A 15,554-nucleotide genomic window follows, 5' to 3' on the forward strand; every position below is an offset into this window, starting at 1 on the left:
GCGTTTTGGTTAGGAGGCTGTGGTTGTTGGGAAAGCCTTAGGCCAGGTCCTCGCCGTTCGTCTCGATGACGTGTTTGTACCAGTCGAAGCTCTTCTTCTTGGAACGCTTGAGGGTGCCGTTGCCTGCATCGTCGCGGTCCACGTAGATAAAGCCGTAGCGCTTGGACATCTCGCCCGTGCCGGCCGAGACCAGGTCGATCGGACCCCAGGTGGTGTAGCCCAGCAGGTCAACGCCGTCCTCGGTCACCGCATCGCGCATCGCGGCGATATGCTGGCGCAGGTAGTCGATACGGTAGTCGTCGTTGATGGAGCCATCCTCCTCGACAACATCCTTGGCGCCCAGACCGTTCTCGACCACAAACAGCGGCTTCTGATAACGGTCGTACAGGTCGTTGAGGGTGATGCGGAAGCCCAGCGGATCGATGGCCCAGCCCCACTGGCTCTCCTGCAGGTAGGGGTTCTTGGCGCCGGCGAAGGCGTTGCCCTGGGTGCGCTCGACATCGGGGTTATCGGCACCGGCGGAGCAACGGGTGCTGTAGTAGCTAAAGCTGATGAAGTCGACGGTGTTGGCGGCCAGGATCTCGCGGTCCTCATCCGTCATGCCCACATCGATGCCCAAACGCTCGAGCTTCTTGACGGCATAGGCCGGATAGTAGCCGCGGCTCTGAACGTCGACGAAGAAATAGTTGCTCTGGTTGTCAATCTGCGCCTGGCGCACATCGCCCGGACGGCAGCTGTAGGGGTAGTAGCTACCTGCGGCAAGCATGCAACCGATCTTGACCTCAGGGTCGATCTCGTGAGCGATCTTGGTTGCCCAAGCGCTGGCGACGAGCTCGTTGTGGGCGGCCAGGTACTCGACGGCCTCCTTGTTCTCGCCCTCTTCAAAGACCAGACCGGCACCCATAAACGGCAGGTGCAAGATCATATTGATCTCGTTGAAGGTAAGCCAGTACTTTACCAGGCCCTTGTAGCGGGTGAAGATCGTGGTCGCGAGGTTCTTGTAGAAGTCGATGAGCTTGCGGTTGCGCCAGCCGCCGTACTCCTTGATGAGGTGAATCGGGCAGTCGAAGTGCGTGATGGTCACGAGCGGCTCAATGCCGTGCGCCTGACACTCGCGGAACACGTCCTCGTAGAAGGCCAGGCCGGCCTCGTTGGGCTCAGTCTCGTCGCCGTTGGGGAAGATGCGGGTCCAGGCCAGGCTCATGCGGAAGGTCTTAAAGCCCATCTCGGCAAAGAGGGCGATGTCCTCCTTGTAGTGGTGATAGAAATCGATGCCGGTCTGCGCGGGGTAGTAATAGCCGTCCTCGAAGTCGAGCATCTTGCGCTGGCCGGAGACCACCGCATAGCGCTCGGGGCCGTGCGGGGCCACATCCACGTTGGCCAGGCCGCGGCCGTCCACGTCGTAGGCACCCTCGCACTGGTTGGCAGCCGTTGCGCCGCCCCACAGGAAGTCTTTACGGAAAGCCATACATCGATCCTTTCACACGCTGTTTGTCGTGGTTTCAGTATCCCCGTAAGCAGCGCGCTACTCAACGGCAACGACGCAGGCCGACACTTCTTTTCGCACACGGCGGCCCGGCAGCCGCCCCTGCCTGACACTTTCTGATACCGCCGCCCCAAACCACCACAAAGGGGACAGACACCTTTGTGGTGGTTTGGGGCGGTTTGTCTCGATCTGTAACAGGTAGGCAGCCAAAACCGGGCTTGGTGTTACAGATCGAGATTTTCGGGCAGCCCCCGCAGTTTGTCTAAATCTGTAACAGGTAGAGACGATTTAGCCCGCTAGATGTTACAAATCGAGACGGAAGATGCTAGTCACAGGCGATGTCGAGGTTCTTGCCGACGAGGCCCACGTAGCCGCCCTCGGCAGCCTTGGGACTATCTGCGTGGCAGAGAACCCACTTGTCGGCCTTCCAGTAGCAGTAGCTGTCACCGGCCGCGGGCATGTCGGCCGCAGCCTCGGGGCGCGGGCCATTGGTGCCCGCCGGCAGCGCCACCATCACCTGGAAGCCGCCGTCGTCGACCATGCAGGGCGTGTAGTGGAGCGTGGTGTTGAAGACTTCGACGACCGTACCCGCCGGCACGCGGAACGCCTTGACGCACGCGGTGTCGAGCTTGCCGTCCTCGATCTCCCAGCGATGCGCCACGAGCAGGATAAAGTCGCGGGCGCCCAGGTTAAACTCGCTGGCGCGGTGATACTCCAGGCAGTTGAGCTGCGTGTTGTGGCCGTTGCACCAGCCGAGCTGGAAGGGGCGGCCGCCAAACATGAGAAAGCCCAGTTTGCCGGCATCCTTGACGCCCTCGAGCTCCGGCGCACTTGCTACGTACTTGCTGCCCTCGGGAATGGGCGTGGCAGAGAGCGCCTCGAGCACGGGCGACGTGAGCTCGGACGGAACGTCATCCCAAACGTTGCCATAGGATTTGAACTCGGGATCGTTGACAGAATAGATATGCATGTTCACTCCTGTTCGTAAATGTGACTATACGAACATTCTAGAACAAACATGAGCGATTTTGAACACTCGTCCCGACCACTCAACAAAAAGGCGCCCCCGCATAAGCGAAGGCGCCCAATGCGCGCGCTTTGGGCGATAAAGCCCTTACGCCTGCTGGTAGTGAAGGTGCTTCTCGTCGATATTGGCCAGGTCGCGGTCGAGATAGCGACGCGCAAGCCAGTTTGCCATGGGGAGGTTCTGGTCAAGGTAGTTACCGCACTCCTCGGGAGCGGCACCGGGAACATCGCCCTCAAAGCCCGCGACAAACTCGAACAGCTCGCGCACGAGCGGCAAGATCTCCTCGCTCGTCAGCTCACCAAAGACAACCAGGTAAAAGCCCGTGCGGCAGCCCATGGGCCCAAAGTAGACAATGCGGCTCGACCACTCGGCATGATTGCGCAGGAACGTCGCACCCAGGTGCTCGATGGTGTGGCACTCGGCCGTGTTCATGACCGGCTCCTTGTTGGGCGTGGTCAGGCGCAGATCAAAGGTGGTGACGGCGGCGCCGGTCGCCGGATCGCGGTCGATGCGGCTCACATACACGCCGGGCTCGAGCAGCAGATGGTCAACGGAAAAACTCGCGATACGCTCCATGGCAGTTCCTCTCGGTAGTCAATTTAGGACGGGGCTCTTTTAGCTGGTTCGAATGATCGCACCAATCATACCAGTCAAAAAAGCCCCGTCCCAAATGAGCTACCCGGGAATAGCCTGCGGGCGCCGCGCAGCCGCCTAGGCAGTGTAGGCGATGGTCGCGTCGACGGCGTGACGCCAGCCGGCGATCTTTTTGGCTCGCTCGTCGGCAGGCATGGCAGGCTCCACGATGCCGCGGGCGCCGTAGACGTCAACGACATCGCGCGTGTACATGCCCAGCGCAATGCCGCAGGCCCAAGCCGCACCCAGACCGCTCATCTCGTCGTTGCTCGCAATGCGGATGGGCGAGCCGACCAGGTCGCTCTCAAACTGCATCAGGTACGCGTCGCGCGTGGGACCGCCGTCAACACGAAGCTCGGCCAGTGCCGCGCCCGAATCCTCGACCATCGCATCGATCACGTCGAAGATCTGATAGGCGATCGACTCGTCGGCGGCCTTTACGAACTCCGCACGGCCCGTGGTGCGCGTCATGCCAAAGATGCAGCCCTCGGCATCGCTCGCCCAGTGCGGCGCGCCCAGGCCAGTGAACGCCGGCACGAAGTAGACACGGCTTGCCGGATTGGCGGCGTAGCACAGGTCGGTGACTTCCTCGGGATTGTTGATGAGTTCCAGGTCGTCGCGCAGCCACGTCTTGACGGCGCCGGCGTAGCTCACGTTGCCCTCGAGAACATACTCGGTCACACCGTCCATACGCCATGCGAGCGAGCTCGAAAGCCCATGCGAGCTGGCGACGAACTCGTCGCCGACGTTCATCATGACCGAGCTTCCGGTGCCATAGGTCGCCTTGGCCATGCCGCGGCTATGGCAGCCCTGGGCAAACAAGGCGGCATGGCTGTCGCCGAGCACGCCGTGAATGGGCACGGGCGCCGGCAAAAAGCCGCCCAGGTCCGTTGTACCGAACAGGCCATCGGAATCGGTCACCTGCGGCAGACACGCCGGATTGACACCAAAGGCCTCGCACACCGGCTCGCTCCAGCAGCCACGGCGCAGGTCAAAAAGCTGCGTGCGGCTGGCATTGGACCAGTCGCAGCGGAACTCCGCGCCGCCCGTGAGCGTCCAGACCACCCAGGCATCGATGGTGCCCAGGCACAGCTCGCCCGCCGCCGCGGCCTCGGCAGCCGCGGGAACGTTCGCGAGGATCCAGGCCATCTTGCCCGCCGGATAGTAGGGCGAGAGCACCAGACCCGTCGTGTCACGCACCAGCTCGGCCACGCCTTCGCGCGCAGCCAGCTCGTCGCACAGCTCGCGGGCGCGGGCGCACTGCCACACCACGGCATCGCACAGCGGCTCGCCCGTCGTGCGATTCCAGGCAACGGTAGTCTCGCGCTGGTTGGAGATGCCGATGCCGGCGACGTCGGCCGGATCGACCCCGGTCTCCTCCACCACGGCGCGCGCCACGGCCAGCACGTTGGCGGCGATCTCGGCTGGATCATGGCTCACCCAGCCGGCCTCGTTGACAATCTGGCGATGCGAGCGGTCGGCGCGATGGATCAGATGGCCGCCCTCGTCCACCAGCAGCGCCTTGGTGCCCTGCGTGGATTGATCGATTCCGATGATGTAGCGGCCCATGGCCACCCCTTTCAAAACGAATGTGACAAAGGGGCGGTCCCTTTGTCACATTCCAGTTACTCTGCGGGCAAGAACTCGGCGACGGTCTGCGCGATTCCGGCACCCGTCAGGCCGTAGTGCGCAAAGACCTCGGGGCTCGTGCCGGTGATGACCGGCGCATCGGGCAGGGAGAGGCACTTGACCGGACACGGGCAATGCTCGCCCACGACCTGCGCGACCATGGAACCCAGGCCGCCGAAGGGGCTGTGCTCCTCGACGGTCACGACGGCGCGCGTGGCACCGGCGGCCTCGATCACAGCCTCAGCATCGAGCGGCTTGACGCAATACATGTCGAGTACCGTTGCCGAGATGCCCTGCTCGGCCAGCAGATCGGCGGCGTCCACGGCATGGCGGACCATCTCGCCGGTGGCGACAATCGTCACATCGGCGCCGCGACGCACCCAAGTGGCGCGATCCATCTGGAACGGGCACTCGTCCTCGGTGTACACGTCCTCCACCGGGTTGCGGCCCACGCGGATGTAGGCCGGCTTGTTGTCGGCGACCAGGGCGCGCACGAGCTCGGCGGTCTGGAATCGATCGCTCGGCAGATACACGCGCATGTTGGGAATCGCGCTCATGGCGGCGATATCCTGCGCGGAGTGATGGCTCATGCCTAAGGCGCCGTAGGACACGCCGCCCGAGATGCCGATGAGCTTGACGTTGGTGTTGGAGTACGAAACGTCGACCTTGCACTGCTCATACGAGCGCGTGGTCGCAAAGGACGCCGGCGAGGCGGCCCAGGCCTTCTTGCCGCACGAGGCCATACCGGCGGCGATACTCACCAGGTCCTGCTCGGCGATGCCGACCTCAATGGACTGCTGGGGATACTGATCGAAGAACGGCGTGAGCGATGCGGAGCCGCGGGAGTCGGAGCACAGGACGACGATGTCTTTATCGGTTGCGGCGGCCTCGAGCAGCGTGTCGCAGATAGCCTTGCGGTTGGCGATCTTGTTAGCCATTGATAGCCTCCTTATGGGCAGCGAAATCGGCGATGATCTGGGCATATTCCTCATCGTTGGGCAGGTGATGATGCCAGGCGGCCTTGTCCTCCATAACCGGCGAGCCGTAGCCCTTCACCGTGTTGAGGATGATGACCGTGGGCTTACCCTTGGTCTCGGCGGCCAGCGTCAGCGCGGCGTCGATGGCCTGGACGTCGTTGCCCGGAATGGACAGCACGTTCCAACCGAAGGCGGCCCAGCGCTCCTCCTGCGAATCCTGCTTCATGACGTCCTCGGTGCTGCCGCTGATCTGCAGGCGGTTGCGGTCCACGAGCGCGCACAGGTTATCGAGCTGGTAGTTGCCGCCGCTCATGGCGCCCTCCCAGACCGAGCCCTCGGCAAGCTCGCCGTCGCCCATGATGGTGTAGACGCGGTAGTCGCGGCCATCCATCTTGCCGGCAAGCGCCATCCCGACGGCCACGGGCAGGCCATGACCCAGCGAGCCCGAGTTCATCTCGATGCCCTTGAGCTTGTTGTTGGGGTGGCCGATGTAGGGGCTGCCGAACTTAGAGAAGCGGGCCTTGACGTCGTCGAGGTCCAGATAGCCCTCGTGGCAGAGCACCGCGTAGTAGGCCTCCATGGCGTGGCCCTTGGAGAGCACGAAGCGATCGCGGTTGGGATCGTCGACGGTCTCGGGAGAAATGTTGAGGTGATTGGCGTAGAGGGTCATCAGCGCATCGATGACCGACATGTCGCCGCCGATGTGCCCGCCGGCGCCAGCCATGATGATATCGACGCAATCGCGGCGAAGGTCCCAACGCAGGGATTCAAGCTCTTCGATAGTTGCCATTTCTACTCTCCTCGCAGGTAAGCTTTGACGTCTTCTTCGATGGGGTCGTACAGGTCGGGGACAATGCCGATGTACTTGCACGCCTCGTAGAGCACCGGCACCACGTTGGCGTGAATGGCGACGCAGTGGTGGATGTAGGGACCCTCGACGATCTTGGCCTCGAGGCGCTTGAGGTTGTCGACCTCGACCCACAGGTAGGTGCCCATGCCGGCCGGGCCGTCGATGCCGCGGGCGTTGCCCAGCAGCAGCGAGTACTCGCCGTTGTCGCCGTCAAAGCGGGCAAGGGTGAGGTCGCCGTGCTTGGCCTCGGCCGTCAGCGCGCCGGGGTGATCGAAGGCCAGCGGGTAGGTGAGCTTGGGCTTGACGGCCGCGCAGCTGCAGGGCCAGGGGCCGCAGTGCTGCAGCAGCTCGCCGTTCTCGTTATCGGGATGACGCACGGTCCAGTCGGCGAACATGCCGCGGTGACGGCCCAGGTCGGCGGCCTCGACCATCAGCGCGGTGATAGCGCCATGGATGTCGGTCTCGCAGACGATGGGGATGCCCATCTCGTTGAGGATTGCGTTGGCGGCGCAGGGCATAATGCCCAACTCGTCCTGCAGGGCGTTCCAGCACTGGATGGCGCCGGCGTTGCAGCCGTACTTCTCGACCAGGCGCTTCATGGCAATGGCGAGTCCTGCGACCGCAGGAACCTTGTCCTCGGGGATGCAGATCTCAAAGCTGTCACCAATGTGGGCGAGCATGGCTGCCATGGCCTGCTCGTCAGCCTGGGCGTCGCGCACGGTCTGGACAAGCTCGGTCATGGGGATGGGCGAAAGCTGGATGTTGAACTTCTCGAGCAGCTCGCCCTCGTTGCACATGGTCGACCAGAAATCGAACGGACGGGTGGCCATCTGCAGGATGCGGGTGTGCTTGAAAGTCTTGACCACGTTGCACACGGCCAAAAAGTCCCAGACACCGCGCTCGAACTCGGGATCGGTCAGACGGCAGTTGGTCATGTAGGTGAAGGGAACCTGGAAGCGGCGCAGGACCTTGCCGGTGGCGAACAGACCGCACTGGCTATCACGCAGACGGGTGCCGTCGGGCTCGGGGCGCTCGTCGCGCGGCCCCCACAGCAGCACGGGCAAGCCGAGCTCGCGGGCAAGGCGGGCGCAGACATACTCGGTACCAAAGTTGGCGTGGCAGAGCATGATGCCGTCGACGCCCTCGGCGCGGAACTTCTCGACGATAGGCGCGATATGGCTGTCGTCGAACAGCAGGCCCTCGTCGTTGATGTCGTCGATATCCACAATCTCGACGCCGATCTCGCGCAGGCGATCAGCCGTCAGACCGCGATACTTGATCGCGTCCGGCGCGCTAAAGATACTGCGGCGCGTGGGCACAAAGCCGAGCTTGATCTTGTCCATGTACGTCCTCCCCTAGTCACATGTTCAGTAAACAGACGCATGTTTCGTTTTGTTCTGTTTACTAAATGTTTTACTCTTCTGTTTAGAAGTTTAGCGCGAAATACCCGTAGACGGTAGAGAAATCAGCCTAAACGGTATGTAAACAAACTGAATATACAAGGGAAACAAAAAGAGGACCCCGAAGGATCCTCTTCTGAATGGCACTATGTTAACTGCCCTAGCGAGCTTTGGCACGCTGCAGGCAATGCCGTCTCCGCCTAGATTTCGCGCACGCTCTGGCGCTCGACAAAATAGGTCGACACGGCCGTTTTGCAGGTATAGCTCTTGGGATTGCGGATGTTGCCCACCAGACGGCGCACCGCGATCTCGCCCACCTCGTGTTTGGGAACATGCACCGTGGTGAGTGGCGGGTTGGAGAAGGCGCCCAGAGATAGGTCGTCAAAGCCGATGATCGAGACATCCTCGGGCACGCGAATGCCGTGCTCGTTGAACGCGCGCATGGCACCCACGGCGAGCACGTCGTTCTCGGCAAAGAAAGCCGTCGGCAGGTCGTCGCGTGAGACGCTGTCGAGCCATGCACCCATATCGCGATAGGCACCTTCGAGCGTGGTGCCCAGCGTGACGCGCCATGCCGGGTTTGCCTCGAGGCCCGCATCCTCAAGTGCTTGGCGATAGCCGCGCTCGCGATCCTTAAAGTTGCGGATACGAAGATCGCCTGCCAGATAGCCGATTTGCCTGTGACCCTTCTCGATAAGGTAGTCCACGGCGCGCAGCACCGAATCGGTATTGGCAATGACTACGGCATCAAAGTACTGGCGGTCGCTCCAGCCATCGAGCACAATCAGGTGGGCGGCGGCGTTAGCGAACAGGGCGTAGTCCTCCTCGCCCAACTCCGTACCCATTAGTACAATAGCGGCGGCCGGATCGGCAATCAGGCCCTCGACCTGCGGACGCACGGCGTCTAGGTCGCTAAAGTCGAGCGAGACAAAGCTCGTGCTCATGCCGTGGCGACGCGCCTGGCGCTCCACGCCCTCGATGACCGCGGGGTGGAAGGTGCTCTCGTCCAGGATGGCGCCCGTCTTGCGCGCGAGCACAAACTGGATGCTCTCGAGCTGCGTCGACTGCTGATAGCCGAGCGACTGCGCGCACTCCAGGATGACTTTGGCGGTCTCCTCGCTCACGCTGCGCTTGCGGTTGAGCGCGTTGGACACGGTTGCGGGCGAAAAACCGGTGATGCGGCTGATCTCGCGAACACTTGCCTTGGCCATTGTTCCCCCTAGTAACGGTCGCGGTCGAGCATCGTGGCCTGACCGCCCCGTGACTCGACAACTAAACGACCGCAAATTCAATCTAAACAGAATAGTAAATGTTTAATAGCTAGTTTAGCCTGTTGTCAAGCGAAGCGACGCGACTATTCCCCCAACGGGCGTATTTACTCGGTAGCTAATCTGGAACGGGGCACAGAAACCGTTTAGCCAAGGATGCGAGCCATGCGTGCCTTAAACTCCGCGAGGAAACGTGGGGCGTCCACGGTGAGCGCCACGAGCGCGCTCTTATCTGGATCGGACAGACGGTGCTCGTCGCAGATGGTGCGGCCGCGATACTCGCCCAGCAGGTCGACACGCAGGTTACAGCCGAGCGCACCCACGAGCGTGGGATCAATCGCCACGGCAACCGCCAGCGGATCGTGCAGCGCGCAGCCGCCCAGGTAGGGCGCGTTCATTTCGTACGAACCGATATAGTGCTCGACCATGCTCGCAAACGCGCAGCCAGCCATAGTGCCCGAGCCCGTCCAGCCGGCAACGTCGCGGCGCGTGAGCACCACGCGGTGCGTCACATCCAAGCCCACCATGGTGAGCTTGCGGCCCGAGCGCAACACGGCGTCGGCAGCCTCGGGGTCGCCCGCCATGTTGGCCTCGGCGCCCGCGCTCACGTTGCCGGGCACGGTAAGCGCACCGCCCATCACGACCACGCGGCCGATGGACATCATCGCCGCCGCATCGCGCTCCAGGGCAAGCGCCAGATTGGTGAGCGGGCCGGTCGCAACGTAGGCCAGATCGGGACCATAGGTACGCGCGGCATCAATCAGGTAATCGACCGCCGCATTGCCATCGGCCGACGTCGCGCCCACCGGCTCGTACGGCGAGGCGGGCACGCTTGCGCCGCCAATGCCGTTCTTGCCGTGGATAAGCGTGGTGGACGCCGGCGGCGTGTAGGGTTCGGTCGCTTTCACGGGACGATCGGCGCCCAGGTACACCGGCACCTCGGGACGACCCAACAGGTCGAGCACCGCCAAGCAGTTGTGCGCCGACTGCTCGACGCGCACGTTGCCAAAGCACGTGGTGATGCCGACGAGCTCCACCTCGGGGCTCGCGATGGCATAGGCGAGCGCCATCGCATCATCCACACCCATATCCAGATCAAGGATCAGCTTCTTGGTTGCCATTGTTCTACTCCGCTTCTCCGTCTACATCCAAACCGTCTAAACCAAACTTGTGCTCGACTTCCGTACGCGTGGGAATTGATTGCTGAGCGCCCAGGCGCGATACCGTCACCGCCGAGGCGCGAGCACCCGCGGCCATGCACTCAAAGAGCGGCAGACCCTCCAGACGAGCTGCAGCAAGCGCACCAATAAACGTATCGCCCGCGGCCGTCGTATCGACCACCGCGCTCGAAAGCGCCGGCATGCGCAGCGGCTCACCGCCATCGCCGAGCGTAACCGAGCCGGCGCCGCCCAGCGTGATGACCGCGGCGCCGGCGCCCTTGTCGAGCAGCGCATTGAGCGCGGCGACGCAACTCGCATCATCTGTGGGCAGAATGCCCGTCAGCATCTGGCACTCGGTCTCGTTGGGGCAGACCAGGTCGACCGCAGGCCACGCTCCTGCCGGCAGGTCGCAGGCGGGCGCCGGGTTAAAGATCGTATAGAACCCCAGCTCGTGAGCACAAGCAAGCGCCTCGGCCGTCGCCGCAAGGTCACATTCGCCCTGGGCAATAAAGACGCTTCCGACAGCCGGGGCAATCTCGCTGGCATCGCCGTCGAGCTCGTCGGCCACCAAGCGCCTCAGTGCGCGGGCAACGTCCTCGCCCGCAAGCGCATGGTTGGCGCCCGGCGACAGCACGATGCGGTTGTCGCTCTCACAGCGAATGATAGTCGCGGTACCGGTCTCCACGTCATCGCGACGCGCCACAAACTCAACGCCCACGCCGGCATCCTGGAGCCCTGCCACAAGCGCATCGCCAAAGGTATCGCGCCCAACAGCGCCGATCATGCACGTGCGCGCACCCATGCGCGCAGCGGCAACGGCCTGATTGGCTCCCTTACCGCCGGCGTTGGTGATAAAACCGCTGCCACCGACGGTCTCGCCCGCGCGCGGCATGCGCTCGCACGCCACCGAAAGGTCCATGTTCATGCTGCCGAACACCGCAACGATGCTGTGATCCGCCATGGAAACCTCCTCGTCTTCAGGCTTTGCGCCCACCGTCGACCAACGATTGTGCACTCTCGCACCCCCTATAACTTTAGTCCACTTTGATGTGGACGCGCGCTTGAGCTTGCGCCAGCAGCAAGCATTCACAGGGGCAGGCAGCTACAATGAATACGTGCTGATTATTCTCGTCATTGGATGATGTTTTATGGAACAACTCTCGCAATCGGGCTCGCGCGGTCGACGCCGCACGGGCAATGAGCCGGCGCCGCACGAACGCGTGAAGGGCGGGCGCCGCGCCAACGAGCCGCGACGCACCGCGAGCCCCCATCGCGCTTCTGCCAACAACGCGGGCCGCGCCAACACTCCCGCCGCGGAGCAGACGCCTGCTCGCCCCAAGTCCCGCTACATCCCTGCCCTTGACGGCCTGCGCACGCTTGCCGTCGTCGCGGTGGTGCTCTATCACCTCAACCTCACGTGGGCTCAGGGCGGCCTGCTCGGCGTCACGATCTTCTTTGTGCTTTCGGGCTATCTGATCACGCGCTTGCTGCTCAACGAAGTCGCTAAGACCGGCCGCATCGACCTTAAGAGCTTCTGGATTCGCCGCATCCGTCGCCTGGTCCCCGCCGTGGTAACGGTAGTGTTCGTGACCTGCGCGCTGTGCACCATCTTTAACCACGTGATGCTCACCAAGATGCGCCCCGACATCCTGCCGTCGCTGCTGTTCTTTAACAACTGGTGGCAGATTGCCCAAAACGTCTCGTACTTCAATGCTCTGGGCGATCCCTCACCGCTTACGCACTTTTGGTCGCTCGCCATCGAGGAACAGTTCTACCTGGTTTGGCCCCCGCTGCTGCTCGCTATGGTATCCATGCACATGAGCAAGCCCAACACGCGCCGCATGGTTCTGGGCCTGGCTGCCGTCTCCGCAATCGCCATGATGGTGCTCTATAACCCCGCCGCCGACCCCAGCCGCGTGTACTACGGCACCGACACCCGCGTGTTCTCGCTGCTGCTGGGCGCCTGGATGGCCTTTATCCCCGATCGCGACCTGGCTCCGGTGCGCCTCGCCCGTCGTTTGGGGCTCAATCGCCTGGCTGGCGCCGCCAAGCACGGCAAGAACGCCGAGGGCAAGCTTGGCGAGAAGGCCGACAACGCAGCCGAGACCGTCCCGGCACAGCCGAGCGCCCTCGTGCGCTTTTGGTCCTCGCCCGCATCCATCGATGTGTTGGGCGTCGTGGGTCTGGTTGGCCTTGCCGCCATGGTCGCGCTCACCAACGGCTACACCGCGTTCCAGTATCGCGGCGGCACGCTGCTATGCTCCATCCTCACGCTCATGGTTATTGCGGCATGCGTGCAGCCCCAGGGAATGGTTGCCCGCGCGCTGTCAGCCGAGCCGCTCGTGTGGGTCGGCAAGCGCTCGTACAGCATCTACCTGTGGCACTATCCGCTGCTGTTGCTCATGAACCCGGTCGCCAACATCAACGATACGCCCTGGTGGCAGTACATTTTGCAGGTGCTGCTGGTGGTCGCCGTAGCCGAGTGCTCCTATCGCTTTATCGAAACGCCGTTTAGGAAGGGCGCCTTCGGCCGCACCGTCGCCGAATTCCGCGATGGCACCACCACGCCCGCCAACTGGGCTCGCGCGCACGTCCCTGTCTGCGCGGCCTGCGCTGTCGTGTTGGTCGTTGCACTGGGCGGCCTGATTTTTGTGCCCGAGACGTCTGCGCTGAGCGGCGAGGGCGCCGAAGTTCTGAACAAGGAAGCCAAAAACACCGCGCCCACCGACCAGCAGGCGGCCGACGACATCGACAAGGACAACGACGGCTTCCCCGATGGCTCCTACGACCTGTTGATGATCGGTGACTCCGTGTCGCTGCGCGCCGTTGATTCCTTTGACGGCGTGTTCCCGCACAGCCATATCGATGCCGAAAAGGGCCGCCAGTTTGATGCTGGCCGCGCGACATTTGAGGGCTATATCCAGCAGAACCTTGCCGGCAAGATCGTGGTCTTTGCCCTGGGCACCAACGGTTTGGTAACGGACGCCCAGGTCGACGCGATCATGGCCGACGCCGGCGAGCAGCGCATTGTCGTGTTTGTAAACACGCGTAGCCCGCAGCCGTGGGTCGGGTCCACGAACCAGGCCATCGCCAACGCCGCCACGCGCTACAAGAATGTACGCGTTGTCGACTGGTACGGGTACAGCGCCAACCGCAACGACCTGTTCGACGGCGACGGCACGCACCTGTCGACCACCGGCGTGACCGAATACCTCAACCTGATCCACGATGCGGTCAAGAAAGACCTGCCCGTGCACCCCGAGGACCACGTCAACGATCCGCAGCCGGCAGCCGTCAAATCCGCCGCCGACGCACTCGTCAATGCCCTCGCCTACAAGCCACACAAGCTGGGCACCGACAAGTAGCACGCGGCCAAATCTGCTTCCACCCGCAGGGGGCGTCGGCCGTGGCCGACGCCCCCTGCGGCAGTTAGGGACGCTCCTTTTGCACCGGCACCTTGAGGCACTTCTGGCGCAGCCAATGAAGACCTCTAGAGATGAATTTCAAGCCGCTCCGCCGCTCCAGGCATCGTTTCCGCGCCTCGCGCCTGCCCCAAACAATCAAAACAAGCCCTTTTCGCCGCAACCTCAAAGGTCTGTGGGCAAAAAAGGGCAAATATGAGTACTGTTACCATTTTAGTAGCAGGCAAAACCACCCAAAATGACGTCCGAGCAACCCCTACAACCCCCTAAAGCAGCCAACCTGACTTGTTTAAGGTGTATTGGAGCCAATTTTAATGAACATACTATAGGTTATGTTCATTATCTTCTTGGCCGTAAATGTCATCAGTCTAGCAACAGTACTCATATTTGGCATTTTTTGCCCATCGTTATATAACTGACCCCCTGTAGCGGGCAAAAAAGAGGCCGCAGCCCATGGCCGCGGCCCGCTCGAAACCCAAAAGAGGCGCTACGCGCTGTAGCCCATCGCTTGCAGCACAAACATGACGACCGTCAGCACCGTAATCACGCCGATAGTCGCCCACGTGAGCACGTTCCACACGCGACCGTTGCGGTTGGCCCCCATAATGTGGCGATCCGCCGCGATAACCACCTGGAATACCAAAACTACGGGCAGCAGCACGCCGTTGATGACCTGCGAGGTCATCATAATCTGGAACAAATCGACGCCGGGCATGAGCACCAACACGGCAGAAATGCCGATGATGGCCGTAATGATGCCGCGATAGACCGGGGCCTCGTCCCAGCTGCGATCGGCGCCTCGTTCCCAACCAAATGCCTCGCAGATGGCACTCGACGTAACGCCCGGCAGCACGCAGGCAGCCAAAAAGCTCGCTGCGACCAGGCCCGAGGCAAACAACACCGTGGACCACTGGCCCGCGATGGGCTCCAGCGCGCGGGCGGCATCGGCGGCATCGCTAATCTGAATACCCGCCGGGAACAGCACCGTACCGGTCGTGATGATAATGAAGCCCGCAATGATATCAGCAGCAATCGAGCCGCTCACGGTATCAATACGCTGCAGCACGATGTCGTCCTCGCCCGCATTCTTATCGACCACGTTGTTCTGAGCCAAGAAGATCATCCACGGTGCGATGGTGGTACCGATCGTTGCGACCACGAGCGACACGTAGCTGGGGTCGTTTTGAATATTGGGGACGACCAAGTCGACCGCGACCTCGCCCCAGTTGGGGCCGGCCATAAACGCGGCGACGATGTAGGTCACGAACACGCAGCTTACCAGCAGCAAAATCTTCTCGATGCGCTGGAAACTGCCCGACATGGTAAGCATCCACACCAGCAGCGCCACGAGCGGCACCGAAATGCTCGCCGGCACGCCAAACAGGGCAAGTCCGCTCGCGATACCCGCAAACTCCGAAATGGTCACGGCCGTGTTGGCGATCAACAGCGCCGCCATGGCCAGCACGCTCTTGCGCACGCCAAAGCGCTCGCGAATGAGCGACGCCAGGCCCTTACCCGTGACGCATCCGCAGCGCGCCGCGGTCTCCTGCGTCACGATGAGCAGCACGGTCATGACGGGAAGCATCCAGAGCATCTTGTAACCATAGCTGGCGCCCGCGCTGGAATACGTGGCGATGCCGCCGGCGTCATTACCCGAAAGCGCCGCCAACAGACCGGGGCCCATAGCGCCAAAGATGGCGGC

The 15,554-nt window shown here is 62.6% G+C and carries 12 protein-coding genes; 1 reads left to right on the plus strand and 11 read right to left on the minus strand.

The genetic code is table 11. The features are described from left to right. Window positions 1-37 precede the first annotated feature (37 nt). From DXC79_RS01195 to DXC79_RS01240, 10 genes are all read right to left on the minus strand, one after another. The gene (locus DXC79_RS01195; protein WP_117634553.1) at window positions 38-1,468 is read right to left on the minus strand and encodes a 6-phospho-beta-glucosidase; all 1,431 of its coding nucleotides are present in this window, start codon (window positions 1,466-1,468) and stop codon (window positions 38-40) included. 343 nt (window positions 1,469-1,811) lie between these two features. Further along, a complete protein-coding gene (locus DXC79_RS01200) occupies window positions 1,812-2,456 on the minus strand; it encodes a DUF4867 family protein (protein WP_117634555.1) in 645 nt (214 codons plus the stop codon). A 144-nt stretch (window positions 2,457-2,600) separates the two neighbouring features. Further along, window positions 2,601-3,089 carry an S-ribosylhomocysteine lyase gene (locus DXC79_RS01205; RefSeq protein ID WP_117634557.1) on the minus strand — a complete coding sequence of 163 codons (489 nt, stop codon included), beginning with the start codon at window positions 3,087-3,089 and terminating at the stop codon, window positions 2,601-2,603. A 135-nt stretch (window positions 3,090-3,224) separates the two neighbouring features. Next, a complete protein-coding gene (locus DXC79_RS01210; RefSeq protein WP_199408611.1) occupies window positions 3,225-4,715 on the minus strand; it encodes a glycerol kinase GlpK in 1,491 nt (496 codons plus the stop codon). 56 nt (window positions 4,716-4,771) lie between these two features. Next, window positions 4,772-5,713, minus strand: a complete 942-nt coding sequence (locus tag DXC79_RS01215) for a transketolase family protein (protein WP_117634561.1) — start codon at window positions 5,711-5,713, stop codon at window positions 4,772-4,774. Further along, entirely contained in the window at window positions 5,706-6,542 is an 837-nt protein-coding gene (locus tag DXC79_RS01220; RefSeq protein ID WP_197736868.1) for a transketolase, read from the minus strand. Before DXC79_RS01220 ends, DXC79_RS01215 begins: the two co-directional genes overlap by 8 nt. Window positions 6,543-6,544: 2 nt before the next feature. Continuing rightward, the gene (locus DXC79_RS01225) at window positions 6,545-7,945 is read right to left on the minus strand and encodes an L-fucose/L-arabinose isomerase family protein (protein ID WP_117634563.1); all 1,401 of its coding nucleotides are present in this window, start codon (window positions 7,943-7,945) and stop codon (window positions 6,545-6,547) included. A gap of 257 nt (window positions 7,946-8,202) precedes the next feature. Then, window positions 8,203-9,213, minus strand: coding sequence for a LacI family DNA-binding transcriptional regulator (locus tag DXC79_RS01230; protein WP_117634565.1), 1,011 nt, complete (start codon window positions 9,211-9,213; stop codon window positions 8,203-8,205). Between the two features lie 203 nt (window positions 9,214-9,416). Beyond that, on the minus strand, window positions 9,417-10,391 hold the full coding sequence (locus DXC79_RS01235) for a nucleoside hydrolase (RefSeq protein WP_117634567.1): 975 nt from the start codon (window positions 10,389-10,391) through the stop codon (window positions 9,417-9,419). Between the two features lie 4 nt (window positions 10,392-10,395). Next, window positions 10,396-11,391 carry a ribokinase gene (locus tag DXC79_RS01240; RefSeq protein WP_117634569.1) on the minus strand — a complete coding sequence of 332 codons (996 nt, stop codon included), beginning with the start codon at window positions 11,389-11,391 and terminating at the stop codon, window positions 10,396-10,398. Window positions 11,392-11,578: 187 nt separating this feature from the next. On the opposite strand from DXC79_RS01240, the gene DXC79_RS01245 reads away from it, so the two are divergent. Continuing rightward, a complete protein-coding gene (locus DXC79_RS01245) occupies window positions 11,579-13,795 on the plus strand; it encodes an acyltransferase family protein (protein WP_117634571.1) in 2,217 nt (738 codons plus the stop codon). A gap of 544 nt (window positions 13,796-14,339) precedes the next feature. Here the strand turns inward: DXC79_RS01245 and DXC79_RS01250 are convergent. Further along, complete coding sequence (locus DXC79_RS01250) at window positions 14,340-15,536, minus strand: Nramp family divalent metal transporter (RefSeq protein ID WP_055252163.1); 1,197 nt, start codon at window positions 15,534-15,536, stop codon at window positions 14,340-14,342. Window positions 15,537-15,554 lie beyond the last annotated feature (18 nt).

This window comes from Collinsella sp. TF08-11AT (assembly GCF_003437035.1).
Classification (GTDB): domain Bacteria; phylum Actinomycetota; class Coriobacteriia; order Coriobacteriales; family Coriobacteriaceae; genus Collinsella.